Annotated in this window: 23 protein-coding genes; 8 read left to right on the top strand and 15 right to left on the bottom strand. The window is 62.0% G+C overall.

The genetic code is table 11. From position 1 onward, the window contains the following. Positions 1–150 precede the first annotated feature (150 nt). The 8 genes from ACU5AY_RS10760 to ACU5AY_RS10725 form a co-directional block, all read right to left on the bottom strand. Positions 151–1647, bottom strand: a complete 1497-nt coding sequence (locus ACU5AY_RS10760) for a replicative DNA helicase (RefSeq protein WP_446824717.1) — start codon at positions 1645–1647, stop codon at positions 151–153. A gap of 339 nt (positions 1648–1986) precedes the next feature. Further along, entirely contained in the window at positions 1987–2589 is a 603-nt protein-coding gene (gene rplI / locus ACU5AY_RS10755; RefSeq protein ID WP_446824716.1) for a 50S ribosomal protein L9, read from the bottom strand. A gap of 25 nt (positions 2590–2614) precedes the next feature. Further along, the gene (locus tag ACU5AY_RS10750) at positions 2615–3577 is read right to left on the bottom strand and encodes a DUF2232 domain-containing protein (protein WP_446828992.1); all 963 of its coding nucleotides are present in this window, start codon (positions 3575–3577) and stop codon (positions 2615–2617) included. A gap of 180 nt (positions 3578–3757) precedes the next feature. Further along, the gene (gene rpsR / locus ACU5AY_RS10745; RefSeq protein WP_410010928.1) at positions 3758–4003 is read right to left on the bottom strand and encodes a 30S ribosomal protein S18; all 246 of its coding nucleotides are present in this window, start codon (positions 4001–4003) and stop codon (positions 3758–3760) included. Between the two features lie 12 nt (positions 4004–4015). After that, a complete protein-coding gene (gene rpsF / locus ACU5AY_RS10740) occupies positions 4016–4465 on the bottom strand; it encodes a 30S ribosomal protein S6 (RefSeq protein ID WP_446824714.1) in 450 nt (149 codons plus the stop codon). Positions 4466–4758: 293 nt separating this feature from the next. After that, on the bottom strand, positions 4759–5667 hold the full coding sequence (locus ACU5AY_RS10735; protein WP_446826196.1) for an RTX toxin: 909 nt from the start codon (positions 5665–5667) through the stop codon (positions 4759–4761). Positions 5668–5797: 130 nt separating this feature from the next. Next, entirely contained in the window at positions 5798–6721 is a 924-nt protein-coding gene (locus ACU5AY_RS10730) for a calcium/sodium antiporter (RefSeq protein WP_446826195.1), read from the bottom strand. Between the two features lie 45 nt (positions 6722–6766). After that, a complete protein-coding gene (locus ACU5AY_RS10725; protein WP_446826194.1) occupies positions 6767–7810 on the bottom strand; it encodes an aldo/keto reductase in 1044 nt (347 codons plus the stop codon). 176 nt (positions 7811–7986) lie between these two features. Between ACU5AY_RS10725 and fabD the strand changes: the two genes are divergently transcribed. From fabD to gmk, 7 genes are all read left to right on the top strand, one after another. After that, entirely contained in the window at positions 7987–8931 is a 945-nt protein-coding gene (fabD, locus tag ACU5AY_RS10720; RefSeq protein WP_446826193.1) for an ACP S-malonyltransferase, read from the top strand. A gap of 26 nt (positions 8932–8957) precedes the next feature. Continuing rightward, positions 8958–9695 carry a 3-oxoacyl-[acyl-carrier-protein] reductase gene (gene fabG / locus ACU5AY_RS10715; protein ID WP_261930595.1) on the top strand — a complete coding sequence of 246 codons (738 nt, stop codon included), beginning with the start codon at positions 8958–8960 and terminating at the stop codon, positions 9693–9695. Positions 9696–9985: 290 nt separating this feature from the next. Beyond that, the gene (locus tag ACU5AY_RS10710) at positions 9986–10222 is read left to right on the top strand and encodes an acyl carrier protein (RefSeq protein WP_027675866.1); all 237 of its coding nucleotides are present in this window, start codon (positions 9986–9988) and stop codon (positions 10220–10222) included. Between the two features lie 223 nt (positions 10223–10445). Next, positions 10446–11708, top strand: coding sequence for a beta-ketoacyl-ACP synthase II (gene fabF, locus ACU5AY_RS10705; protein WP_446824709.1), 1263 nt, complete (start codon positions 10446–10448; stop codon positions 11706–11708). Between the two features lie 119 nt (positions 11709–11827). After that, entirely contained in the window at positions 11828–13018 is a 1191-nt protein-coding gene (gene mltG / locus ACU5AY_RS10700) for an endolytic transglycosylase MltG (RefSeq protein ID WP_446824708.1), read from the top strand. A gap of 39 nt (positions 13019–13057) precedes the next feature. Then, positions 13058–13945 carry a YicC/YloC family endoribonuclease gene (locus ACU5AY_RS10695; protein WP_446826192.1) on the top strand — a complete coding sequence of 296 codons (888 nt, stop codon included), beginning with the start codon at positions 13058–13060 and terminating at the stop codon, positions 13943–13945. Between the two features lie 7 nt (positions 13946–13952). Then, entirely contained in the window at positions 13953–14612 is a 660-nt protein-coding gene (gmk, locus tag ACU5AY_RS10690; protein WP_446826191.1) for a guanylate kinase, read from the top strand. A 61-nt stretch (positions 14613–14673) separates the two neighbouring features. Here the strand turns inward: gmk and rsmA are convergent, their stop codons facing one another. From rsmA to ACU5AY_RS10655, 7 genes are all read right to left on the bottom strand, one after another. Further along, entirely contained in the window at positions 14674–15501 is an 828-nt protein-coding gene (gene rsmA, locus ACU5AY_RS10685) for a 16S rRNA (adenine(1518)-N(6)/adenine(1519)-N(6))-dimethyltransferase RsmA (protein ID WP_446824705.1), read from the bottom strand. Beyond that, on the bottom strand, positions 15501–16526 hold the full coding sequence (pdxA, locus tag ACU5AY_RS10680) for a 4-hydroxythreonine-4-phosphate dehydrogenase PdxA (RefSeq protein WP_446826190.1): 1026 nt from the start codon (positions 16524–16526) through the stop codon (positions 15501–15503). The genes rsmA and pdxA overlap by 1 nt, the downstream gene beginning before the upstream one ends. Before the next feature lie 18 nt (positions 16527–16544). Next, the gene (locus ACU5AY_RS10675) at positions 16545–17492 is read right to left on the bottom strand and encodes a SurA N-terminal domain-containing protein (RefSeq protein WP_446824703.1); all 948 of its coding nucleotides are present in this window, start codon (positions 17490–17492) and stop codon (positions 16545–16547) included. A 159-nt stretch (positions 17493–17651) separates the two neighbouring features. Further along, on the bottom strand, positions 17652–20009 hold the full coding sequence (locus ACU5AY_RS10670; protein ID WP_446826189.1) for an LPS-assembly protein LptD: 2358 nt from the start codon (positions 20007–20009) through the stop codon (positions 17652–17654). Next, positions 20010–21098, bottom strand: coding sequence for an LPS export ABC transporter permease LptG (lptG, locus tag ACU5AY_RS10665; RefSeq protein WP_446826188.1), 1089 nt, complete (start codon positions 21096–21098; stop codon positions 20010–20012). It abuts the gene before it with no gap. Beyond that, positions 21095–22273: an LptF/LptG family permease gene (locus ACU5AY_RS10660; protein WP_446824700.1), complete on the bottom strand. Its 1179-nt coding sequence runs from the start codon at positions 22271–22273 to the stop codon at positions 21095–21097. Before ACU5AY_RS10660 ends, lptG begins: the two co-directional genes overlap by 4 nt. A gap of 69 nt (positions 22274–22342) precedes the next feature. Next, positions 22343–23434, bottom strand: a complete 1092-nt coding sequence (locus ACU5AY_RS10655) for a phosphatase PAP2 family protein (RefSeq protein ID WP_446826187.1) — start codon at positions 23432–23434, stop codon at positions 22343–22345. A gap of 245 nt (positions 23435–23679) precedes the next feature. On the opposite strand from ACU5AY_RS10655, the gene ACU5AY_RS10650 reads away from it, so the two are divergent. Then, positions 23680–25170: a leucyl aminopeptidase gene (locus tag ACU5AY_RS10650; RefSeq protein WP_446826186.1), complete on the top strand. Its 1491-nt coding sequence runs from the start codon at positions 23680–23682 to the stop codon at positions 25168–25170. The last annotated feature ends 5 nt before the right edge of the window (positions 25171–25175 follow it).

The raw sequence follows: 25175 nt of genomic DNA, 5'->3' as shown, positions 1-25175 counted from the left end.
TGGTGCGCGTGTATCCGGCACTGTCGGCCCGGCGAACATGCACAATGCGAAGGCAGCGGGCAGAAAATTGAGCAATCGCAATTTTCTCTCGACGTATGAAAAAGGCCGCCGGACCGGATGGTCGGCGGCCTTGTCGAACGCGATCGCGGATCAGGGTTCTTCGTACTGCGTGAACGACGGATCGGCGAGGTCGGCGAAGCGGGTGTATTCCGACTGGAAGGCGAGCTTGACGGTGCCGGTCGGTCCGTGACGCTGCTTGGCGATGATGACGTCGGCCGTGCCGCGCACCTTGTCGAACAGCGCTTCCCACTCGGCATATTTCGGATCGGCCGGATCGCGCGGTTCGAGGTTCTTCACATAGTATTCCTCGCGGAACACGAAGAGCACGACGTCGGCGTCCTGCTCGATCGAGCCCGATTCGCGAAGGTCGGAAAGCTGCGGGCGCTTGTCTTCGCGGCTTTCGACACCACGCGACAGCTGCGACAGCGCGATGATCGGCACGTTGAGTTCCTTGCCGAGCGCCTTCAGGCCCGTGGTGATCTGGGTGATTTCCTGCACGCGGTTTTCACCCGACTTGCCGGAACCGGTCATCAGCTGGATATAGTCCACCACCAGGCAATCGAGGCCGCGCTGGCGCTTCAGGCGGCGTGCGCGCGCCGAAAGCTGGGCGATCGAGATGCCACCGGTCTGGTCGATGAACAGCGGCACTTTCTGCATCATCTGCGAGCAGGCGACCAGCTTTTCGAAATCGGCCTCGGTGATGTCGCCGCGGCGGATCTTCGAAGACGAGACTTCCGTCTGCTCGGAGATGATACGGGTGGCGAGCTGCTCGGACGACATTTCGAGCGAGTAGAAGCCGACGACACCACCGTTCTTGGCCTTCGGCGTACCGTCCGCCTGGATTTCCGGCTCGTAGGCAGCGGCGATGTTGTAGGCGATGTTGGTGGCAAGCGACGTCTTGCCCATGCCCGGACGTCCGGCAAGGACGATCAAGTCCGAGCGCTGCAGGCCGCCCATCTTGCTGTCGAGCGACATGATGCCGGTCGAGATGCCGGAAAGGTGTCCGTCGCGCTCGAAGGCGGCGCCGGCCATGTCGATCGCCTGCGCCACGGCATCGTTGAACGACTGGAAGCCGCCGTCGTAGCGGCCGTTTTCGGCAAGTTCGAACAGGCGGCGCTCGGTGTCCTCGATCTGCGTCTGCGGCGGCATGTCGAGCGGCGCGTCATAGGCGATGTTGACCATGTCCTCGCCGATGGTGATCAGCGCACGGCGCAGCGCCAGGTCGTAGATCGCCCGGCCATAGTCTTCCGCGTTGATGATCGAGACAGCCTCAGCCGCCAGGCGGGCGAGATACTGCGCCACCGTCATGTCGCCGACCTTTTCGTCGGCCGGCAGGAAGGTCTTGATCGTCACCGGATTGGCGGTCTTGCCCATGCGGATGATGTCGCCGGCGACCTCGAAGATCTTGCGGTGCAGCCCTTCGTGCAGATGGTTCGGCTTCAGGAAGTCGGAAACGCGATAATAGGCGTCATTGTTGACGAGAATGGCGCCGAGAAGGGCCTGCTCGGCCTCGATGTTGTGCGGCGCTTCGCGGTAATGCGGTTCCGCCGTGTTTACCGGAGCGAGTTTGCGCGCTGCGTCGTTCATGTTCCCTGCCGTCTTTCCGTTTGTGCCGGCCAGACGCCGGCATGCACAGTCCGTTCGCCCCGACCCATTACCCTGGGGCGCTCATCCGTGTTCCGTCTTGCCTAGTGGACCCCCGGTTTACCGTAAAAAGGCGGATGCGAAACCGTCATTCACATAACCCACAGCGATTCACAGGCACGAAAAAAAGAATCCTGAAAAAGCGCCCGTCACGGTTGACTCGAATCATACCCGACTCGGGGTCGCACGCCATTTTACAATCGATGACGCCGGAGCAAAAAGAAAAAGCGCCCGCGGACTGTCTTCCGCGGGCGCTTCCTCAAAGTGGTGCAGTCGAAGGGCTTATTCTTCGGTTGCTTCTTCGGCGTCTTCAGCGCCTTCGTCGTCGTAGTCGGCTTCCGGGTTGAAGAAGTCTTCCGGACGCAGCGCGTCTTCGTCCACACCGTAGATGGCGTCAACGGAGGTGAGGTCTTCACCCTTGGACTGGCGCTCGGCTTCTTCGGCCGAACGGGCGACGTTGAGCTCGACGGTGATTTCGACTTCCGCATGCAGGCCGATCTCGACCTTGTGGATGCCGATGGCCTTGATCGGCTGGTTCAGGTGAACCTGGTTGCGGCCGATGGTGAAGCCTTCGGCGGCAAGCGTCTCGACGACGTCACGGGCAGCGACCGAGCCGTACAGCTGGCCGGTTTCGCCGGCGGCGCGTACGACGATGAAGGACTTGCCGTCGAGAACGTCGGCAACCTTCTGGGCTTCGGACTTGCGCTCGAGGTTACGGGCTTCGAGAACGGCGCGTTCGGCTTCGAAACGGGCCTTGTTGGCGGCGTTTGCGCGCAGTGCCTTGCCGAGCGGCAGCAGGTAGTTGCGGGCGTAGCCGTCGCGAACCTTTACGGTTTCGCCCATCTGGCCGAGCTTGGAGATGCGTTCGAGGAGAATGACTTGCATGGTTCTGTTCCTTTCAGGTCTGTCTCTAGTGTTTGCTGTCGTTTGATGAATTGTCGTTCTTGGCCGGAGTGAGGGCGACGGCGCGACGCGTGTCGATCAGTCCCAGGACCAGAATGAAGAAGGCGGGCAACATGAAGGTTGACGCCAGATAGGCAAGGACCAGCGCCGGAAAGCGCCAGGGCTTGCCGCGGGTGCGCAGGTGAATCGAGGCGAAGCCGGCAAGCAGGAAACCTGCGCCGAAGGCACCGCAGACCGCGGCGCCGATCATGGCTGGAACACCACCGACGAACATCGCGGCAAGGCCGGCGAGAAAGACGAAGATGCCGATCTGGTTCATGCGCAGCGCCGACGGCATGTCTTCGCGCGGACGCTTCGCCCGGCCGGAGGCGTTGACGATCAGGCTGGCGAAATAGTAGGCGGAAAACAGGAAGATCACCCAGGTCGCGCCCTGGGCGAGCGGCAGGATGAGTACCAGCGAGGCCTTGGTCTGCGCCAATGTCTCGGCCTCGGCGAACAATGCCGGATCCTGGCTCTGCAGGTTGGCGGCCATCATGTCGACGAGGCTGCCGGCCAGTTCCGGACCATAGCCAATCATCATGCCGACGATGATCAGCGCCAGCGTCACCACGGCGCAGAGATGCAGCATGATGTCCGAGAGCGGATACCAGGCGGTGAGGTTTTCCGGGCCACCGAGCTCGCTCGCGGGACGCGCAAGGCTCGACAGATGGCTGAGCCAGCCGGCAGGCGCCAGCGTCGTGACGGTCATCAGCAGGGCGAACTGCATGGAAGAGGCGGCGCCGCCGAACACGAAGGCGGTGACGATCGCGGCCAGCGAGGCGGTATTGCCCCAGCCGAGGCCGACGATGAAGATCGGCAGCGCGGAGGCCGCGTAGAGCAGGGTCGCATAGGCAGGCTGAACGGTCGCGCCCAACACCAGGAAGGTGGCGGTCAGTCCGGCAAGAACGCCGGTAGCCAGCAATGTCAGCATCGATCTGTTCACGGTCGCTGTCCTGCTTCATTCAAGCAGTTAGAGGAGGTTCCGGACTCAAAGTCTCAATGGAACGGCTCCCCAACATGGGGTTTTCAAAAGGTTCCGATCCACGCCCATCGCGGAAGGGAGAATGGAAGGCGCCCGTCGGGCGCCCTCCGGTATTCCAAAGGTCGTTCTTTAAGAAACGACGTAGGGCAGCAGGCCGAGGAAACGGGCGCGCTTGATGGCACGAGCCAGTTCGCGCTGCTTCTTCTGGGAAACGGCCGTGATGCGGGACGGAACGATCTTGCCGCGCTCGGAAATGTAGCGCTGCAGGAGGCGAACGTCCTTGTAGTCGATCTTCGGAGCGTTGGCGCCGGAGAACGGGCAGGTCTTGCGGCGGCGGTGGAAGGGCCGGCGGACGGGAGTGGAAGCAATAGCCATCAGATCTTCTCCTTATGCACGGTCTTCGCGCGGACGGCGCGGACGGTCGTCGTCGCGGCGCGGGCCACGATCGTCGTCACGGCGCGGACGGTCGCCACGCGGGCCACGGTCGTCGTCACGACGCGGACGGTCGTCACGGTCGCGCTTCTGCATCATGGCAGACGGGCCTTCTTCGTGGGCTTCGACGGCGATGGTCATGTAACGAAGAACGTCTTCGTTGATGCGCATCTGGCGTTCCATTTCGTGGATCGCCGCTGCCGGAGCAGTGATGTCCATCAGCGCGTAGTGAGCCTTGCGGTTCTTGCGGATACGATAGGTGAGGGACTTGAGGCCCCAGTTCTCGATGCGCCCGACCTTGCCGCCGTTTTCTTCGATCACACCCTTATACTGTTCGATAAGAGCGTCGACCTGCTGCGGCGTAACATCCTGCCGGGCAAGGAATACATGTTCATAAAGTGCCATTATGGACTTGCCTTTCTTGCGTTTATCTCAAACCCGGAAACCGGCGCTAAGCCTCAACGACTGTTCTTTGGCGGGCATGTGGCCCATGCAAGAAAAGCGTTGTTCGAGACGGTCGAGAGCGGAGACACGGGAGGCCGGAACGCTTGTCGTTCCTGTCGGCAGAACAAGTCTGCCGGCCCTCCGTTCAGCCACCAGCCGAATGACCGGGTGTTGTGAACAGCGCGCTTATACGCATTTCTGCCGGGAATGCAAGCGCAGCCGGGAGAAATGCTGAGATTGCGGCGCTTAAGGGATCAATTGATCTTCAGGACGTAGGCGCCCGCGTCCATCTCGAACGCGTATTGCGGCGTGTCGCCGTCAAGGGCGCCCTGGTCGAAATTGACGGTGAGGGTGTCGTCCGATCCGGCGAAGGTGATGGTCAGCTTGCCGTCGCCCACGGATATCTGCGCATCGTCCGGCGTGTAGCCGTCAACGCCGGTAAAGCGCAGGCTGATGCCGCTCGTGACGTTCAGCGTGTCCTTGCCATCGCCGCGGGCGAAGTCGTAGGTCACGTCGCCCTTGCCGTCGCTGTTCAGGGTCACGGTGTCGTCGCCCTTGCCGCCGGACGCGCTGATGTGGCTGCCTTCCAGGTAGAGCGTGTCGTTGCCGTCACCGCCGTCCACGCCGAGGATGGTGCGGGCCGAAATCTTGATGTCGTCGTCGCCGGCCCCGCCGGAAATGCCGAGCGCCAGGTCTGCGGCGATCTTGACGGTGTCGTTTCCGTCACCGGCCTCTATGTCGGCGGAAAAGCTTGCGGCGATGTTGAGCGAATCGTCGCCGTCGCCCGTATCGACCGTGGAGACGGCGTCGCTCTTGACGATCAGCGTGTCGTCGCCCTTGCCGGTCTCGGCATTGTAGACGGCGCGGCCGGTGATCGTCATCTTGTCCTCGCCGCTGGTGCCGTAGGCGCTGGTGATATAGCCCATCGCCTCGCTGACGCCCGCCTTGCCGTCCGCAGCCTCGTCGCTGGTCGAGAGAATGTCGACGATCCGGGCGAGCGCCCGTTCGGCAGCGCCCGAATAGGCCGGTTCATCGGTATTGCGGAAAGACTGCCCCGGCTGACCGCTGGAGGCGGTCATATTGGCCTGCGATCCCCGCGAAAACAGCTGGGAGGCATACTGCGCCGCGTAGGCGCCTTTGAAGAATGAACTGATGCCGACCATAGGGTTTCCCGAGCTGGAGCGAAGGCCGATCATACGGAGATCCACCTCGACCGGCGATCATTATCGTCGGTCGAGGTAACCAAAGACTAAATGGGAAGCTTTGGCATCACGGCCTGAGTAGAGTGCCGCTCTACACAAGCAGCGCAATGTACACGGCGTAGCCCGCGAGCATGGCATACGCGGTCTTCCTGCCGATCGCCTTGGCAAAGATCAGCAGTGCGGCGAAGGCGACGGTGGCCGCTAGCATCACCGGCGCGTCGAAGGTGGCGAACTGCGACGCAACGCCGATCGGGTGGATGACGGCGGTGATCCCCAGGATGCAGAGTACATTGAAGATGCACGAGCCGACGACATTGCCTATCGCAATGTCGGAATGCCGCTTCAGGGCTGCGATCACGGCTGTGGCAAGCTCCGGCAGGCTGGTGCCGAGCGCGACGACGGTCAGGCCAATCACGGCTTCCGAGACGCCGTAATCGCGGGCGATGTTGGTCGCGCCGCGGATCAGAAGTTCCGCGCCGATGAAGAGAAAGGCGAGGCCGGCGACAACCATCACCACGCTGAGCCACATTCGCTGTGCGGCGCTTTCAATGTCGATTTCGCTCTCGCTCGGCGCGTCGCGGCCGCGCCGGTAGGCGTGGAAGAGGTAGGCGCCGAGCAGGATCAACATGATGAGGCCGGTCAGACGGCCGATATGCTGGAATTGCACCGCGACGAGAACGAGCAGGGCGGCCAGAACCATCACGATGGCGTCGTGGCGCACGTTGCTGTCCCATTGCCGCATCGGGAAAATGGCGGCGCTGACGCCGATGATCAGCAGGATGTTCGCGGTGTTGGAGCCGATGACATTGCCGAGCGCCAGGTCCGGCGCACCCGTGAAGGCCGCTCTCAGCGAGACGAGCAGCTCCGGCATGGAGGTGCCGAAGCCGACGATGACCAGGGACACGATCAGATGCGGCAGGCCGAGCCGGGCTGCGATCCGGACGGAACCGCCAAGCAGCCATTCCGCGCCGAAGTAGAGCCCGACGAGACCGCCGGCGATGAGGAGAAAATCCATGGTTGAGTTGCCGCCTTGTCTGGAGCTGTTTTTTTATCCGGCGCCTTATATAGGCATCGGATAGAGCCGATGCACCTTCCGGATATCATTCATTGCAGCATCGCTGAGCGTGACGTCGGCGGCGCTGATATCGATCTCCAGCTGTTCCATCGTCGTCGCGCCGATGATGACGGATGCCATGAACGGACGGGTCAGCAGGAAGGCTAGCGCGAAGGCGGACGGATCGAGGCCGTGCTTCCTGGCAAGCTCGACATAGGCGCGTACGGCGGGTTCCTGCTGCGGCTGGTAGCGGCCGCCGAGATCGTTGTTGATGGTCAGGCGGGAGCCTGCGGGACGCTGGCCGTCGAGATACTTGCCCGAGAGCAGGCCGGCGGCGAGGGGCGAATAGGCGAGCAGCCCGACATCCTCGTGATGCGACAGTTCGGCGAGATCGAGGTCGTGGTGGCGGTAGAGGAGATTGTATTCGTTCTGGATCGTGGCCACGCGCGGCAGATTGTGCTTTTCGGCGAGCGTCAGGTATTTCTGCGTGCCCCAGGTCGTCTCGTTGGAAAGGCCGATCGCGCGGATCTTGCCGGCCTTGACGCATTCGTCGAGCGTTTCGAGGATCATCAGGATGTCGGCGACCGCCTTCTCCTTGTCCTGTTTCGACGGATCGTAGGACCAGTTGCTGCGGAAGTGGAAATGGCCGCGGTTCGGCCAGTGGATCTGGTAGAGGTCGATGTAATCGGTCTGCAGGCGCTTCAGGCTGGCGTCGACCGCTTCGCGGATCCCGGCCGCATCCGTCGGACGTCCGTCGCGGATGTAGGGCCGGCCCGGACCGGCGACCTTGCTGGCGAGAATGATGTCGGAGCGCTTGCCGGTCTTCTTGAACCAGGTGCCGATATAGTCTTCCGTCAGGCCTTGCGTTTCCGCCGAAACCGGCGTGGTCGGATAAAGTTCGGCGGTGTCGAAGAAGTTGATGCCGTTCTCGACGGCATAATCCATCTGCTCATGGGCCTCCGCCTCCGTGTTCTGTGTGCCCCAGGTCATGGTGCCGAGGCAGATTTCGGACACGGAAATGCCGGTACGGCCAAGCGTATTATACTTCATGAATATGATTTCCCCACGTGAAAGCTGAGCGGAATGTAGGCACCTTGCGGCAATTCGCAAGCGCCACCACCGCATTTTTGGCGGTGGTGAAAGAAGTTGGCATCCCCCGCTTACCCTTGACTTCCGGTCTGGTAATGTGAATTGGAGGGGAAAAACGATCAGGGAGTACACGACCCGTGGCAATCGCATTCACATTTCCAGGCCAGGGCAGTCAGTCCGTCGGCATGGGCAAGGAGCTCGCCGACAACTTTGCCGAAGCGCGCGCAGTCTTCGAGGAAGTCGACGAAGCGCTCGGCCAGAAGCTGTCCGACATCATGTGGAACGGTCCGGAAGAGACTTTGACGCTGACCGCCAATGCGCAGCCGGCGCTGATGGCCGTGTCCATGGCCGTCGTTCGCGTTCTCGAAGCCAGGGGCCTGTCGCTCAAGGACAAGGTCGCCTATGTCGCCGGCCACTCGCTCGGCGAATATTCCGCCCTCTGTGCTGCCGGCACCTTCTCGATTGCAGACACCGCACGGCTTCTGCGCATCCGTGGCAACGCCATGCAGGCGGCAGTGCCGGTGGGCGAGGGCGCCATGGCGGCGATCATCGGCCTCGAGCACGGTGATGTCGAAGCGGTCTGCGCCGAGGCCTCCTCTGCCGGCTCCTGCCAGATCGCCAACGACAATGGCGGCGGCCAGCTGGTCATCTCCGGCTCCAAGGCTGCCGTTGAAAATGCGGCGGCGCTGGCATCGGAAAAGGGCGCCAAGCGTGCGCTGATGCTGCCGGTCTCCGCACCCTTCCATTCCGCCCTCATGGGTCCTGCGGCCGAAGCCATGCGCGAGGCGCTCTCCAAGGTCGAGAAGCACAACCCCGCTGTGCCGGTGATCGCCAATGTGCGCGCCGCACCGGTGAGCGACGCCACCGAGATCGCATCCCTGCTGGTCGAGCAGGTGACTGGCCAGGTGCGCTGGCGCGAAACGGTCGAATGGTTCGCCGCCAACGGCGTCGACACGCTTTATGAAATCGGCGCCGGCAAGGTCCTCACGGGTCTCGCCCGCCGCATCGACAAGACAATCAGCGGCGTTGCCGTCAATTCTCCCGCAGACATCGATGCCGCGATTGCGGCGCTGATGGCCTGAGCGGGACACAGCAAGGAATGGGACACATGTTTGATCTGACCGGCCGCAAGGCCCTCGTCACCGGCGCCACCGGTGGCATCGGCGAGGAAATCGCCCGCACGCTGCACGCCCAGGGCGCCATCGTCGGCCTGCACGGCACCCGCCGCGAAAAGCTCGATGCGCTCGCCGCCGAACTCGGCGACCGCGTTCACGTTTTCCCGGCCAACCTTTCCGACCGTGCCGAAGTCAAGGCGCTCGGCGAAAAGGCGGAAGCCGAGATGGGCGGCGTCGACATTCTGGTCAACAATGCCGGCATCACCAAGGACGGCCTGTTCGTGCGCATGAGCGACGAGGACTGGGACGCGGTTCTGGAGATCAACCTGACGGCGACCTTCCGCCTGACGCGCGAGCTGACTCATCCGATGATGCGCCGCCGCTTCGGCCGCATCATCAACATCACCTCCATCGTCGGCGTCACCGGCAATCCGGGCCAGGCCAATTACTGTGCTTCCAAGGCCGGCATGATCGGCTTTTCCAAGTCGCTCGCCCAGGAGATCGCCACCCGCAACGTGACGGTCAACTGCGTCGCTCCGGGCTTCATCGAAAGCGCCATGACCGGCAAGCTCAACGACAAGCAGAAGGATGCGATCATGGGCGCCATTCCCATGAAGCGCATGGGCACCGGCGCGGAGATTGCCGCCGCCGTCGCCTACCTCGCATCCAACGAAGCCGCCTACATGACGGGCCAGACGCTGCACGTGAACGGCGGCATGGCGATGATTTGACGAATTCAGGCCGGTTTGGACCCGTCAACGGCTCAAAAGCCCTGTTGAACGGCTAAATCGGTTTGATTTTCTGGCTTTGCTGCGGGCTTAAACCGTGTTAAGCGGGCCGGGACTGAGACGCGCTGCGTAAGATATGAGAGCATTCCGAACGGGTTGGTTCTTGTGTTGGCGCGGTCCGGGTCTTAAAGAGTTTGCAGGCCCCACTTTGATTTCGAGGTGTGGTCGGCTTTCCAGCAATAGGGAATGCTCATGGGCATTCCGGTGAAGATCAAGAGGTCGAGGAAACCGACATGAGCGATATCGCAGAACGCGTAAAGAAAATTGTAGTGGATCATCTCGGCGTTGATGCCGACAAGGTTGTCGAAGGCGCAAGCTTCATCGACGACCTCGGTGCCGACTCCCTCGACACCGTTGAGCTCGTTATGGCGTTCGAAGAAGAATTCGGCGTTGAAATTCCCGACGACGCTGCAGACTCGATCCTGACTGTCGGCGATGCCGTGAAGTTCATCGAGAAGGCTCAGGCCTAATCCTGCGATATGGATTTTGATAGAGCGGGCCCTGCGCCCGCTCTATGTATTCTATGCGCCTTGCGCGCGACTGCCGCACCAGCGGCGCGGCGGGTGAACGACCCAGTCCGGAGCGTGGCGCCTTTTGAACCGTTGCTGGCGAGGCGGTCCCTGCAATTGATACAGGCGATCAGCCGTCCAGCAGCAATAACAAAGACGGTAATATTGGGGTAGGTTGCAGTCGATGAGGCGTGTCGTTATCACAGGAACCGGCATGGTATCCCCTCTGGGATGTGGCACCGAGATCACTTGGCAGCGTTTGCTGGCAGGTCAGAACGGTGCCCGCAGGGTTACGGAATTCGAAGTCGATGATCTGCCGGCGCAGATCGCCTGCCGTATTCCCACCGAGGCCGGCGTTGAAGGGGCGTACAATCCGGATGACTGGATGGAGCCCAAGGAGCAGCGCAAGGTCGATCCCTTCATCGCCTACGGCATGGCCGCCGCCGACATGGCGCTTGCCGATGCTGGCTGGCATCCGGAAACGGATGAAGACCAGATTTCGACCGGCGTCCTGATCGGCTCTGGCATTGGCGGACTGGAGGGCATCGTCGAGGCCGGCTACACGCTGCGCGACCGCGGCCCCCGCCGCATCTCTCCCTTCTTCATTCCCGGCCGCCTGATCAATCTGGTCTCCGGCCAGGTCTCGATCCGCCACAAGCTGCGCGGCCCGAACCACGCGGTTGTCACCGCCTGCTCGACCGGCGCGCATGCGATCGGCGATGCGGCCCGCATGATCGCGCTCGGCGATGCCGAGGTCATGGTCGCCGGCGGTGCGGAATCGCCGATCTGCCGGATCTCGCTCGCCGGCTTCGCCGCCTGCAAGGCGCTTTCCACCCAGTTCAACGATGATCCGCAGAAGGCGTCGCGCCCCTATGACCGCGACCGCGACGGTTTCGTCATGGGCGAGGGCGCCGGCATCGTCGTCCTGGAAGAACTCGAACACGCCAAGGCGCGCGGTGCCAAGATCTATGCCGAGGTCATCGGCTATGGCATGTCCGGCGACGCCTATCACATCACCGCGCCGAGCGAAGACGGCGACGGCGCGTTCCGCTGCATGACCATGGCGCTGAAGCGCGCCGGTCTGTCGGCTGCCGACGTCGATTACGTCAACGCGCACGGCACCTCGACCATGGCCGACACCATCGAGCTCGGCGCCGTCGAGCGTCTCGTGGGCGAGCATGCCTCTAAGATCTCGATGTCGTCGACGAAGTCGGCGACCGGCCACCTGCTGGGTGCCGCCGGCGCCATCGAGGCGATCTTCTCGGTCCTGGCGATCCGCGACAACATCGCGCCGCCAACCCTGAACCTCGACAATCCCGAGGTCGAGACCGCAATCGATCTCGTGCCGCACAAGGCCCGCAAGCGGGAGATCAACGTCGCCCTGTCGAACTCCTTCGGCTTCGGCGGCACCAACGCTTCGCTGGTTCTGCGTCGTTACGAAGCGTGACGAATTCTGGGGAGGAGCGTTGGCGCCTCCCAGATACGTCTTTTTTGCCGCAATCGCGGACATTACGATAGTGGAAGTCATGGGGGCATTGGCCTGCCTGGCCAATCGAGGATGGACGGATGAGTGACGGTTACGGAAATCCCGGTTCCGGTTACGGACGGGGCGGACAGGCACCGAGGGAGCCCTTCATTCCCAAGTCGCCTTCCGAGGCGTTGCGCCCGGAGAAGGTGCCGGAAGTCCAGAAGCGCTCCAAGAAGGCGCGCAGCCAGTTCGTCATCTTCCTGAATTTCGTCATGTCGATGATGGTCATTCTCTGTATCGCGGGCGTGGCGGTCTTCTACTATGTCATTTCCAGCTACGAGCAGCCGGGCCCGCTGGCGGTCAACAGCACCTTCAGCGTCCGCAGCGGCGCCGGCCTCGCCGAAATCGCCCGTGATCTCGAACGCAAGGGAATCGTCGAGGACGCCCGCATCTTCCGCTACGTGACCGCGACGCATCTGCGCGACGGCAGCACGCTGAAGGCTGGTGAATACGAGATCAAGGCGCATGCCTCCATGATGGACGTCATGGAGCTGCTGAAGTCCGGAAAATCCATCCTCTATTCGATTTCCTTCCCCGAGGGCCTGACGGTTGCGCAGATGTTCGACCGGCTGAGGGCCGACGAAACGCTGACCGGCGACCTGCCGGCGATCCTGCCGCCGGAAGGCAGCCTGATGCCGGACACCTACAAGTTCTCAAAGGCGACCACGCGCGAGGAAATCGTCGCGCAGATGCGGGCGGCGCAGACCCGACTGGTGGATGACGTCTGGAGCCACCGCGATCCCGACCTGCCGATCAAGACGAAGGAAGAACTGGTCAACCTCGCCTCGATCGTCGAGAAGGAGACCGGCCGCGCCGACGAACGTCCGCATGTGGCCTCCGTCTTCATCAACCGGCTGCAAAAGGGCATGCGGCTCCAGTCCGATCCGACCATCATCTACGGTCTGTTCGGTGGCGAAGGCAAACCGTCCGACCGGCCGATCTATCAGTCGGACCTGAAGAAGAGCACGCCTTACAACACGTATATCATCAAGGGCCTGCCGCCGACGCCGATCGCCAATCCGGGTCGCGCCGCGCTGGAAGCCGTCGCCAATCCCTGGAAGACGAACGACCTCTACTTCGTTGCCGACGGCACCGGCGGCCATGTCTTTGCCGCGACGCTGGAAGAGCACAACGCGAACGTGAAGCGCTGGCGCAAGGTCGAGGAAAACAGGCTGAAGGAAGAGGCCGAACAGGCCAACGGCGACGCAACGGACACGACGGGCCAGTAAGCGCCCGGCGAGGGTGCGTGGGGTTTAAGGGGACGCGAGATGCCATTGCAGTCGATGACGGGCTTTGCCCGCAGCGAGGGAGCCGTCGGACGCTACCGCTGGAGCTGGGAACTGAGGTCGGTCAACGGCAAGGGGCTCGACATCCGCTTCCGGCTGCCGAATGGCATGGAGCGGCTGGAAGGCGACCTGCGCCGCATCGCCTCCGACAGCCTGGCCAGGGGCAACGTCCAGGCCGCCCTGACGCTGACGGCGGAAAGCGCCGGGATGCAGGCGGTCCTCAATCGTGACGCGCTCGATGCGGTCCTGAGGCTCAGGGACGAACTCGGCGACCTTGCCGACACGGCCCCGATGACGCTCGACACGCTGCTGTCGATCCGCGGGCTTGTCGAATTCCGTGAAAGCCAGGACAGCGAGGAAGCCGTTGCCGAACTCGATCGCGCCGTTCTCGAAAGCGCTCGCGTTGCGTTTGAACGGCTCCAGTCGATGCGGGAAAGGGAAGGGGCGTCCCTTGCCGATCTCTTCGAGGCGCAGCTGAGCAAGATCGCGGCGCTCGCCGACACGATCGAGGCCGATCCGGCCCGCAGCCCGCAGGAGATCGTCCGGAAGCTCTCACAGCAGTTGCAGGCGCTGATGGATGCCGGTCCTTCGCTCGACAGCGACCGTCTTTATGCCGAGGCCGCCATGCTGGCGACCAAGGCCGATATCCGCGAGGAACTGGATCGCCTCAAGGCCCATGTCGCAGCCGCGCGCGAGCTCCTGGCCGACGGCGGACCGGTGGGGCGTAAGCTCGACTTTCTCGCACAGGAATTTAACCGCGAATCGAATACCATCTGCTCGAAATCGAATTCCGCCACGGTCACGGCCGCCGGCATCGAACTGAAGGTCGTCATCGACCAGTTCCGCGAGCAGATACAGAACCTGGAGTAACCGACCAATGGCAAATGCGGCAGAGATCGCAGGCAATGTCAAGCGCCGCGGGCTGATGCTCGTCATTTCCTCGCCGTCGGGTGCCGGCAAGTCGACGATCGCCCGCAACGTGCTGGAGGCGGACAAGGCGATCGGACTGTCGGTCAGCGTGACCACCCGCAAGCGCCGCCCGAGCGAGATCGAGGGCGTGCATTACCACTTCATCTCCATCCGCGACTTCGAGCGCATGCGCGATACGGATGCACTTCTGGAATGGGCGGAGGTGCACGGCAATTTCTACGGCACGCCGCGCGAGCCGGTGGAAACGGCGATGGCCGAGGGGCGCGACATGCTGTTCGACATCGACTGGCAGGGCGCTCAGCAGCTGCAGGAAAAGATGTCGGCCGACGTCGTGTCGATCTTCATCCTGCCGCCTTCGATCGATGAACTGCAGGCCCGCCTGCATCGCCGCGCCGAGGATTCGGAAGAGGTCATCCAGACGCGCCTCGCCAACGCACGCGCTGAAATCGAGCATTGGCGTGAATATGACTACGTCATCGTCAACGACGATCTGGACCGCGCCTTCAGCTCGTTGAAGTCGATCGTGTCGGCGGAACGCCTGCGCCGCGACCGCCGGCCAGGCCTGTTCGAATTCGTCAACGCGCTGATGGAAGAGACGCGGCGCTAACCGTCTTTTCCTCTGTCATCTCAGGAAGAAAGCGCCCGAGGCGAAATCGGGTTGTGAACTGCTACAGGCAGTTTGCCAGCCGGCAGAATTCCTCGACGCTCAGCGTTTCCGCCCGCCGCGACGGATCGATGTCGGCCTGTTTCAACAGGGCTTCCCCGCCAACCGGTTTCAGGCTCTGGCGCAGCATCTTGCGGCGCTGCCCGAATGCTGCATGGGTGATCTTTTCCAGAGCGGAGGCCTCGCAGGCGATCGGCGCGGCGATCGGCGTCAGGTGGACGACCGTCGACGTCACCTTGGGCGGCGGCGTGAAGGCCTGCGGCGGCAGGTCGAACATCATGTGCGCGTCCGTGCGCCAGCCGCAGAGCACGCCGAGGCGGCCATAATGATTGTCGCCTTCCTGGGCGACGATGCGCTGCCCGACTTCCTTCTGGAACATCAGCGTCATCGACTGCCAGAAGGGCGGCCAGTGCGCAGGCAGGAGCCAGTTGACCAGCAGCTGGGTGCCCACATTGTAGGGCAGGTTGGCGATGATCCGCGTCGGCGCGTCGCCGGCCAGCGCCGCGAAATCAACCTTCAGGGCATCAGCCTCGATGACCGTCAGCTTGCCGGGATAATGTTCGCCGATTTCGGCCAAGGCCGGCAGGCAGCGCGGGTCGCGTTCGATCGCGATGACCTTTTCGGCGCCGAGCGCCAGGATTGCCCGCGTCAGGCCGCCAGGCCCGGGGCCGACCTCGATCACCGTCATTCCGGCGAGCGGACCGGCGGTGCGTGCGACCTTCTGGGTGATGTTGAGATCAAGCAGGAAATTCTGCCCGAGCGCCTTCTTGGCGTCGAGCCCATGGGTGCGGATGACGTCGCGCAGAGGCGGGAGACCGTCGAGTGCCGCCATTATGCCCCCGCCTTTGCCGCGTGAGCGGCGAGTTCGCCGGCAAGACGTATTGCCGCAATCAGGCTGTCCGGCCGGGCCACGCCCTTGCCGGCCAGCGAAAATGCCGTGCCGTGATCGGGAGACGTGCGGATGAAGGGCAGCCCGAGGGTGACGTTGACGCTGTCGTCGAAGCCGAGCGCCTTTGCTGGGATCAGCGCCTGGTCGTGATACATGCAGACGGCGACGTCATAGCCCTTGCGCGCAGCGTCGTGGAACATGGTGTCGGCGGGCAGGGGCCCGAAGGCGTCGATTCCCATCGCGCGCAGCGTGTCGATCGCAGGCTTGATGATCGCCCCGTCTTCCTGACCGAGCGCGCCGTCTTCTCCGGCATGCGGATTGAGCCCGGAAAGCGCCAGCCGTGGCGAAGAGATCGCGAAGCGTGTTTTCAGATCATGGTCGATGATTCGGCAGGTCTCGAGGATCAACTCGCTCGTCAGCGCCTCAGGGACATCCTTCAACGGAATGTGGATCGTCACCGGAACGGCTTTCAGCTGCGGGCCGGCGAGCATCATCACGGGTCGATAGGCCTCACCGGACGCGGTGAGCCCCGAAAGGTGCGCCAGGAATTCGGTATGTCCAGGAAACGAGAAGCCGGCCGCATAGAGTACTGACTTGGCGATGGGATTGGTGACGACAGCGCCGGCCCGTCCGTCCCTGACCAACGAGACCGCCGTTTCGATGGCCGCGATCGTGCCCTTGGCCGAGTTGCTGTCCGGAATGCCGGGCGTCACCTCTGCGCCGGCAGGAACCGGCATGACGGGCAGGGCGCGGGGAAAGATGGCCACTGCGTCAGACGCATCCGCTTCAGCAATCTCGACGCTCATGCCGAGGCTTGCCGCGCGCGAAGCAAGAACCGCCGGATCTCCGATATAGAGAAACGGCGGAAGGTTCATGCTTTCGCGACGGCTGTAGGCGGATAAGGCGATATCCGGCCCAATTCCGGCCGGATCGCCCTGCGTCAACGCAAGTGGAGTGGGATGGAGCATGGATGAGGGCATCGATCGTCAGGGATAGACGATCCGCGCCTTTTTCCGGAGTTCCTCGATGTACTTCTTGTCGTCCGGATCCTCGCCCTTCTTCTTGCTCATCTCTTCCTGCTTCTGCTCGCGGAACACGACTTCGGCGGCCTTGTCGTCGGACACCTGCTGTGCGGAGCATATCGCCAGGAACTCCACGCCACGGTCCGTCACGCGGGTGGCGGTCGTGCCATTGCTGGCCTTTTCGATGAAGGGTTTCCAATCTGCGGGCAGTTCCTGCAGCATGAACCGGCCCAGATCCTTGACCGCCACGTCCATCATCGTCGCTGCGAAGACTTTCGCTTGGTCGCATCCGGGGAACCTCGCCCGCGCCGCATCCGCTTCCGCCTTGCGCTTGGAAAGGATGGCCTTGCGGCGGGATTCTGGGACCACGAAAATGATCTGCTTCAGGATGTACTCGGTCGTGACCGGCTTTTCTTTCGTCTGCTGCAGCTTTTCGATCAGCTCGTCCTGCGAAAGCCCGTCGCTCTGTCCGTAGCGGGCGCGCACAGCGCGGCTCCAGCTCATGGAAACGGCGATATAGGCCTTGAAGTGTTCCTTGCCGACGCCTGCCTGCTGGAGAATCTTGTCGAGCTGCGCGGTGGACATCTTGTTGCCAGAGGCAAAGCGTTCGTAGGCGGCATCCACGTCGCTGCTGCTGACCGACATCTTGGTGCGTAGAATCTCCTGGCGCTTCAGCACCTGGTCGATCATGTCCTGCAGGGCCATTTTCTTGAGGTTGCCCTGCTTGCGCTGCAGCTTAAGGAAGGCGGCCCGGCGCGCGACGTCGCCACTGGTGATCACTTCGTCATTGACGACCACTTCCACCGAACTTGCCGCATAGGCCGGACGGATCGTCGTTTGAACGGTGAAGCTAAGCGTCAGCGCGGCCAGCGAAAGAGCCATTGCCGACAACGCCTGTCTCACGAATCTCATGGATGTTCCTTTCCCTGCGGTATTGCCCCGATACCGTATCCCTGCCGGATATCTACAGCAGGCAGCATGAAATGTACAATGGTTGCGGCAAAACGATGACGTTCCAAGCACTCTGTCGGGAATATCCCGGCAGAGGTGCTTTGATGCAAGTTCGGAATATCAATCGAAGCCGGTCAACTTAGTGCTGCCGAGGGAAACGTCACCAAGGGTTCTGAACACGACGCGGGCACCGATCGACCAGTCGACCGCGGACTCGTTGTCCGTGTCGCGCTTGTCGTAATAGACGAGCGAGAATTCGGTGCATTCGTCCGCATAGGTCACGCCGACGCCGCGGCGGCTCAGTACGTTGTTGTTGATGTCCCAGGTCAGCGAGCCGAATACCGACCACCGGTCGTTGAGGTTGAGCGAACCGGCCGTCTGCAATTCCTCCTGGTCTCTGTCGAAGCCGTAATCCGGTTGCGCAGTGATGTGGGTGTACGTCACATCCGTCTGCCAGCGATCGCTTCGATAGCTCACAGATGCATCGGCACGACGCAGGTCGAGGGTCTTCTCGTCGAGGCGGTAACTGGTCGACAGCGACACGCCGACCGGAAGGTCGACCGCGACCATGCCGACAAAGTCCGACACGGTGCTTTCAAGACCGGACTCAAGGCCGGCCCCAACAAGATCCTCCGAGGCGAAAGAGTTCTTGCCGGCCAATTGGTACGACTGGCCGAAAATGCTGCGGATCGAATAGCCGGCGTCGAACGTGCCGGTATAGCGGAAGCCGACATTGGCGCGGGTGCCGCCCTCGATGCGGTCGTATCCCGAGAACTTGTCGCGCTCGAACAGGTTGGTGGCGTCGAAGACGAAGCTTTGCGCATCTTCATTCGGCAGGCCGCCAACCATCTGTTCGTCCGGCCGGACGAAGATCTGGGCGATCGGCTCGAAGACATGCGAGCTGTTCTGGGTCGTCATCAGGATCGGGTAGCGCGCCTCAAGCCCGGCCGTGACCATGCCTCGGGTTTTGGCGCCGTTGCCCTGCCAGTCACCATCATAGGTACCTAGATCGGACGGGTCGGACATGTCGACGTTCAGCGCATCGCCGCGTGCCGCGGCGATCGGCGTCAGCAGTATGCCCTGCGGGGTCGTGAAGGTACGCTGCCATTGCACTTCGGCCGAAAGACGGTTGTAGTCGCCGCTCAGTCCGCGGAAACGGTCACGTCCGGACACGGTGTAGAAGTCCGAGCTCGAGCGTGTCAGATGGGTGTAGTTGGCGTCCAGCGAAAGCTCGCCGCCGGCAACGGCCTCGGGCGCATAGTACTTGTAGTCGATGACCGGTCCGACGATGGCCTGCTTCTTCTCGTCGATGCTATCCGTATCGGCGTCCTGGACGTCGAAGTAATATGCGTTTGCCTCGAACGAGTTCCGCTGGCCGAAGCCTTTCAGATAGACCTTGTTCGTATGGACGGTGCTGTCCAGGTCGTCGAGGCCGTAGGTCTTGGCGAAATTGTTGTCGCTCTGGAGCATCGCATCCCAGCCGAAGGTCCAGCGAGGATTGATCTTGAACTCGCCCTTCGACGCCACCATGCCGCGCATGTTGCGTTCCGAATCGGTCGTATCGGCAGAGAAGCTTCCGGGGTTCATCTGGTCGATGCCCGCAAAGCGGAAGACATGCGTGCCGTTTTCGAAGCGCTGCCGGTATTCCGCGTCCAGCAGGAAGCCCTGATTGGTATAGCCGGTGGCGTTGACGGTCATGTCCCGGTCGGGTGCGATGGCCCAGTAGTAGGGGACCTTGATGCCGAAGCCGAGGTTCTGCGACGTGCTCATCGTCGGGAACAGGAAGCCGGACTTGCGCTTGACAGTGTTGTCCGGAACCTCGATCGACGGGAAGAATGCGATCGGACGGCCGAACAGCTCGAACTTGGCCTTTTCAAGCCGGATCGTGTGGGTCTCGCCATTCTGGATGACGCGTTCGGCCTTGATCTGCCAGACCGGTGGACGGCTCGGATCGCTCTCGCATGGCAGGCAAGCTGTGTAGATGCCCTTGTGCAGGATCGACACCTTGCCGTTGACGCGTTCCGCAGTCTCTGCGGCCAGGCGCGTGTTGTCCGTCGTCTCGACCCGCAACGTGTTCACGAAGCCGTCGGCGAAATCGTCGGTGATATCCATCTTGTCGGCATAGACGCGGTTGCCACCCGGCTCCACGAGTTCGATGCCGCCGGTCGCGATCAGGCGGCCGTTCTTCTGGTTATACTCGACCTGACGGGCGACCATCTTGTAGCCGCCGTAATAAATCTGCACAGCGCCGCGCACGATCACACGGTCGTTGTCTCTGTCGTAAATCAGCTCATTGGCGGAGAGGAGGAGTTTCGATCCTTCCGGAATCTTCGCGGAAACAAGCTCGGTGCCTGTATTCTGCGCAGAAGCTGTCTGGGAGTAGGCACTCGTCACCACCGCCGGGTTCGCTGTCAGCGCCGTGGTAGTAAGAAGAACAGCCCCCAGCTTTCCCCAATGTCTGCGGTCCCTAGCCGCCACTTAGCCATCCTCCTGATGCAGCAGTACTGTCGCCCCGGCAGCCAGAGCCACGATTACAGGAATCCACGCGGCAATGAACGGCGGCAGAATACCACTGCTTCCGAAAGCCTTAACCAATGCGGTCACCACATAAAGCACGAACCCGGAAATGATTCCACCGAGAATCATCGACCTCGATTGCGCGAACCGGCTGAACTTTAGCGATACGGTCGCGGCAATCAATGTCATTGCCACGAGAAGCACAGGCAATGACAAAAGATAATGATACTGTGTCTGCAGCGGATAGGGTGGCACGCCGTAGCTCTTTGCCGCCTCGATCTTGCGTGAAAGTTCAAAGAAACCAACGTCTTCCGGCGCTGTCAGGCGCTCGGTAAGGTATTTTTGTTCCAGATTGGTACGAACCTTGACCTCCGGCAGCGTCTTCACCACCTCGCCGGGACGAAGCTCCGAAACCTGGGTAAGGAGCCAGTAACCATCTTCCAACTTTGCTGTGGCTGCGTCCTGTCTGAGAACGATCCGGCCATCCGCATCAAAATGGAATATCGTCGCCTTGTTCAGGGTCGTGCCGTTGTCGGAGACCGAAGCCGCACCGATGATCATGTCGTCGGTGCCGACTGTTTGCCTGAACCAGGGAATGATGAACTTTTCCTTCATTCGTCCAGCGTCGATCCGCCAGTCGCTTTCCAGCGTCTGTGATTGGCGCATGCCGTAGGCGGCTAGCGGGTTAAGCAAGAAGGTGGTGGTCAGTCCCATCGCCAGCGCCCCGAAGACGAAAGGCTGCATGAACTGCCATGCCGAAATGCCGGCCGCCCGCGTGACCACCAGCTCGTATTTCCGGTTCAGTGCAATCAGCACCGTCATGCCGACAAAGAGCGCAAGGAACGGAATCGTTTGCTGCAGAATGAGCGGTAGGCGCAACAGCGTCATCGCCGACGCACCGAGCAGGGAGTAGCTCGACATGTAGGACAGGCGCCTTGTGGTTTCGCTGAAATCGGCGAGGAAAATGATGGCCGAGGTTCCGAGTGCGAACCACAGAAAGGTCGTGACGTAGAGTTTGAAGAAATGGCGGCCCAGCGTCGTGAAGATCATGCGACACCTTCGTCTTCGTCGTTCGTGCGCGAATCCAGCCGACGGATGGTTCGCTGCCATGTCGTACTGATCCGCTGGCTTACACCTTCGGTGAACTTCAGCCTCCTTCCGGAGACGAGCAGATATAGGCAGACTGCGACACAGACCGCCGGCACGACGTAGTACCAGGCGACGCTGGCATAGCCGCGGCCCGTCTGGTTGGTCACGTAGAAGAGGATGCCGCGCACCAGGAACGATACAATCAGCGCTCCGATCATCGGATGAAGCCTCGCCTCGCGGTGCGAACGGGCATCAGCCGCAAACACCAGAGAAATGAGGCCGAAGACGAGCGGGGTCGTCCAGTCGCTCAAGCGGCGGTGCAGTTCCGACCATGTGCGGTCAGCTGTCGCCTTGTACCGATCGTCGTTGGCCGGCGGGTTCAAGAGATAGGAAGTCGGCTGGTCGCCTTCCTTCAGGGATGCGCCGTCGTCCGATGCCGTCAGTTCGGACAGATCGAAAGCGTAGGTGTCGAAACTGATGACGGACACTTCGCCGTTCGGGAGCTTGCGGTAGATCTGACCGTTGTTCATGATCAGCGATGTGCCGTCGCTGTTAACGGCGCCTTCTCGGGCATAGTAGATCAGGCTGACCGTCGGATCGCGTTCGTCCACGACGAAGAGGCCCTTCAGGATGCGTCCGGAAAGCCGCTGCGAGATCTGCACATAAAGACCGCCCTCGATCTGTCGGAATGTCTTCTCCTCGATCACGGTTGAGAGAAGGTCCGCATAGGTCTCGGCTATCATGTCCTTCGCAGCCCGGCTTGAGGCGGGGGCGGCGTAGTTGGTGACACCGAACGAGACGGCGCTGAAGATCAGCGACAGCAGGATGATCGGCATGAATATTGTCGATCGCGGCCCGCCGGCGGCGTCGATCACTGCCAGTTCCGAATCGTTGTTCATGGATGTCAGCGTCTGCGTGATGCCGATCACCAATCCGAACGGCAGCACCAGCGGCACGATGCTCGGCATGATCAGCGTGGCGAGCAGCATGAACGAGCCAATCGACTGTCCGCTGTCGGTCACCAGATCCACGCGCCTCAGGACCTGTGTCGTCCATATAATAGCAAGGATCGGCAGAAATGCCGCAAGCGACATCTGCATCACTCGTCCGAATATGTAGGACTGCAGGGTCTTCATGTTCGCCTTTGATACATAACGGGACGGGAGAGGCAAGCGGGAACTGCGTTGGGCGGTGCCATGCCCGGCTCAAGTTTCTGGTGCTGTTGCAGAAATGGAAAGGCCGCGCCCCTCAAGAAGCCTCCTGCCGACCCGCAGGTACAGGAAAGCGCCAAGCGTTGCGTAGAACACGACGACGGAGAGCAGCCAGCCGAGCAAAGCATCGGACAGGTAGTGGCCGCCGTAAAGAACGCGCAATCCGGCCGTCAGCAATGAACTCGCGACGATTGGAATGAACAACCTCTTGCGCCACGCCGGCGGCAGGATGACGAGGAGGCATATCAGCCATCCGGCGCCCGACGCTTCGCCGGAAACGAACGAGCAGTTATGATCGCATTCGCCCCCGAAAACCCCTGCCGGCATGAAAGTCATGTCGCCGCCGAAAAGGTCGGTCACGCGCGGCCTCGGACGCCCGGATATCTCCTTGAGCACGAGATTGACCAGGACGTATGGACCGACAAGCATGGATACGACGCCGGCCGCCATCGCGCTGATCCTGTACGGCTTCGCCGTTGGTTTCCCTGTGGTGGAAAGCAGGCGGACCGTCGCAAGGAGGAGCCGATAGGCAAGAAAAGCCGGCATATAGACGAAGATCACCCTGCAGATATCGACGAAACGGGGCCGACGCGAGCGGTTGAGTTCCTCTGTCATGACCGCGCCGAGCAGTTTCGGCCCGAGCAGCATGGCCTGTGTCAGTCGTGCCGCCTGATCTGGCTTGATTCGCGGCGTGTGGTCGCGTGACAACTGGTGGATCAAGGCAATCAGGACGCAGATCGCCGAGAGCGCCGGCAGATAGAAGAATATCCGCCGGATGAAATTCAGAAATCCGTTGGTCTGCAGCGCGAAGGTTCCGCACACCGAATCGGGTGCGGCCGTCGCCGGGCAGGGAGTGCTCGTGAAAAACTGTCGCGCGGCGGCGATGTCGATACTTGGAAACAGGTAGAAGAAGGCAAGCAGCAGCCACCATGCGACAAGCAGCACAAGGGAAATCGTCATCGCCTGGCGGGCGTCCGGCCGCAGCCATGTCTTCGCGCTCCGCAACGGTTCCAGGCGGGTAGCGGCATGTCGCCATGCGCCACTTCGTCTAACGTCTTCCAACAGGCTCGATACCGACAATGCCAAACGATGCTCTCCCTCTGCCTGTATCGGCGCAGCGAAATTTCGGCGATCGGTATCACATCCGGATTTCCATTTCGACCTGCCGCGATGACGCGGGTTGTTCACGTTTGCGTTCCCGCCTGTGCTGGAGTGGGTGAGGACGGCAAACACCGTGGAAGACTGCCGCAATTCGACACCTTGCCCTTGTTTTCGTCGGCGATTGTCCCATGATTTCGCAAAAGCCATGCTCAAAACAGTCGGGAGACGAGATGTCGGATAAATTGGAAGTCAGTTTCGCACGGTCGGTTTCGGTCAAGGGAGGTCTTGCCGTTCTCCTGCAGGCGAAGGGCGGCAACGGCCCGTCGCCGGCGGATGGCGTGATTTCCGCGGCCGCCGTCGCGCGCGCATCCGGCATCGCGGAATTCAAGGCGAAATCCATGGGTGTCCTCGACTTCATCGCCCCGGAAGACGCCGCCGCCGACCGGGTGGTGGTGGTCGGTCTCGGTGCGTCTGCCGACCTCGCGCCGTACGACTGGTTCAGGGCCGGCGGCACCGCCGCTTCCAAGATTGGCTCCAGCACATCGGTCAGCGTGTTCCTTGATGCGCCGGGCGTCGAGGTCACAGCCGCCAACGCCGCCGACTTTGCCGCCGGAATGCTCCTGCGCGCCTACAAGTTCGACAAGTACAAGACCAAGCGTGACAAGGACGGCGAGGAAAAGGACAAGAAGGTCAAGGTGACGATCGTCACCGCTGCCGTGTCCGACGCGAAGAAGGCCTTCGCGGACGCCGAGGCGGTGGTCGCCGGCGCGATCCTGGCACGCGATCTGGTCAACGAACCGCCGAACGTGCTCGGCCCGGTCGAGTTTGCGGCCAAGGCCAAGGAGCTCGAAAAGCTTGGCGCCGAAGTCGAGATTCTCGACGAAAAGGACATGCGCAAGCTCGGCATGGGTGCGCTGCTTGGCGTGGCGCAAGGCTCCAGCCGGCCGCCGCGTCTCGCCGTGATCCAGTGGAAGGGCGGCAAGGCCAAGGCCAAGCCTGTCGCTTTCGTCGGCAAGGGCGTGGTGTTCGATACCGGTGGTATTTCGATTAAGCCAGCCGGTGGCATGGAAGACATGAAGGGTGACATGGGCGGTGCTGCCGCCGTGATCGGTCTCATGCATGCGCTTGCCGCACGCAAGGCGAAGGTCAATGCCGTTGGTATCCTTGGCCTCGTCGAAAACATGCCGGACGGCAACGCCCAGCGTCCGGGCGACATCGTCACCTCCATGTCCGGCCAGACGATCGAGATCATCAACACCGATGCGGAAGGCCGGCTCGTTCTCGGCGATGCGCTCTGGTACTGCAACGAGCGCTTCAATCCGGCCTTCATGATCAATCTGGCGACGCTGACCGGTGCCGTGCTCGTGGCGCTCGGAACCCAGCATGCCGGGCTGTTCTCCAATGATGATACGCTGTCCGAAAACCTGCTGAAGGCGGGCCTGCATACCCAGGAAAAGCTCTGGCGCCTGCCATTGGCGCCCGAATACGATAAGCTGATCGACAGCAAGTTCGCCGACATGAAGAACACCGGCGGGCGCAATGCTGGAGCCATCACCGCAGCGCAGTTCCTCCAGCGCTTCGTCAAGGAAACGCCCTGGGCGCATCTCGATGTCGCCGGAACCGCGATGGCGTCGCCGGCAACGGAAATCAGCACGACCTGGGCATCCGGCTTCGGTGTCCGGCTTCTCGATGAATTGGTCCGCGCCAATTACGAAGGATGACGGCG

It is taken from the genome of Rhizobium sp. PAMB 3174, from assembly GCF_052908375.1.
Note: the sequence above shows the minus strand (reverse complement) of the source record. Positions and strands in the feature narration are given on the sequence as shown.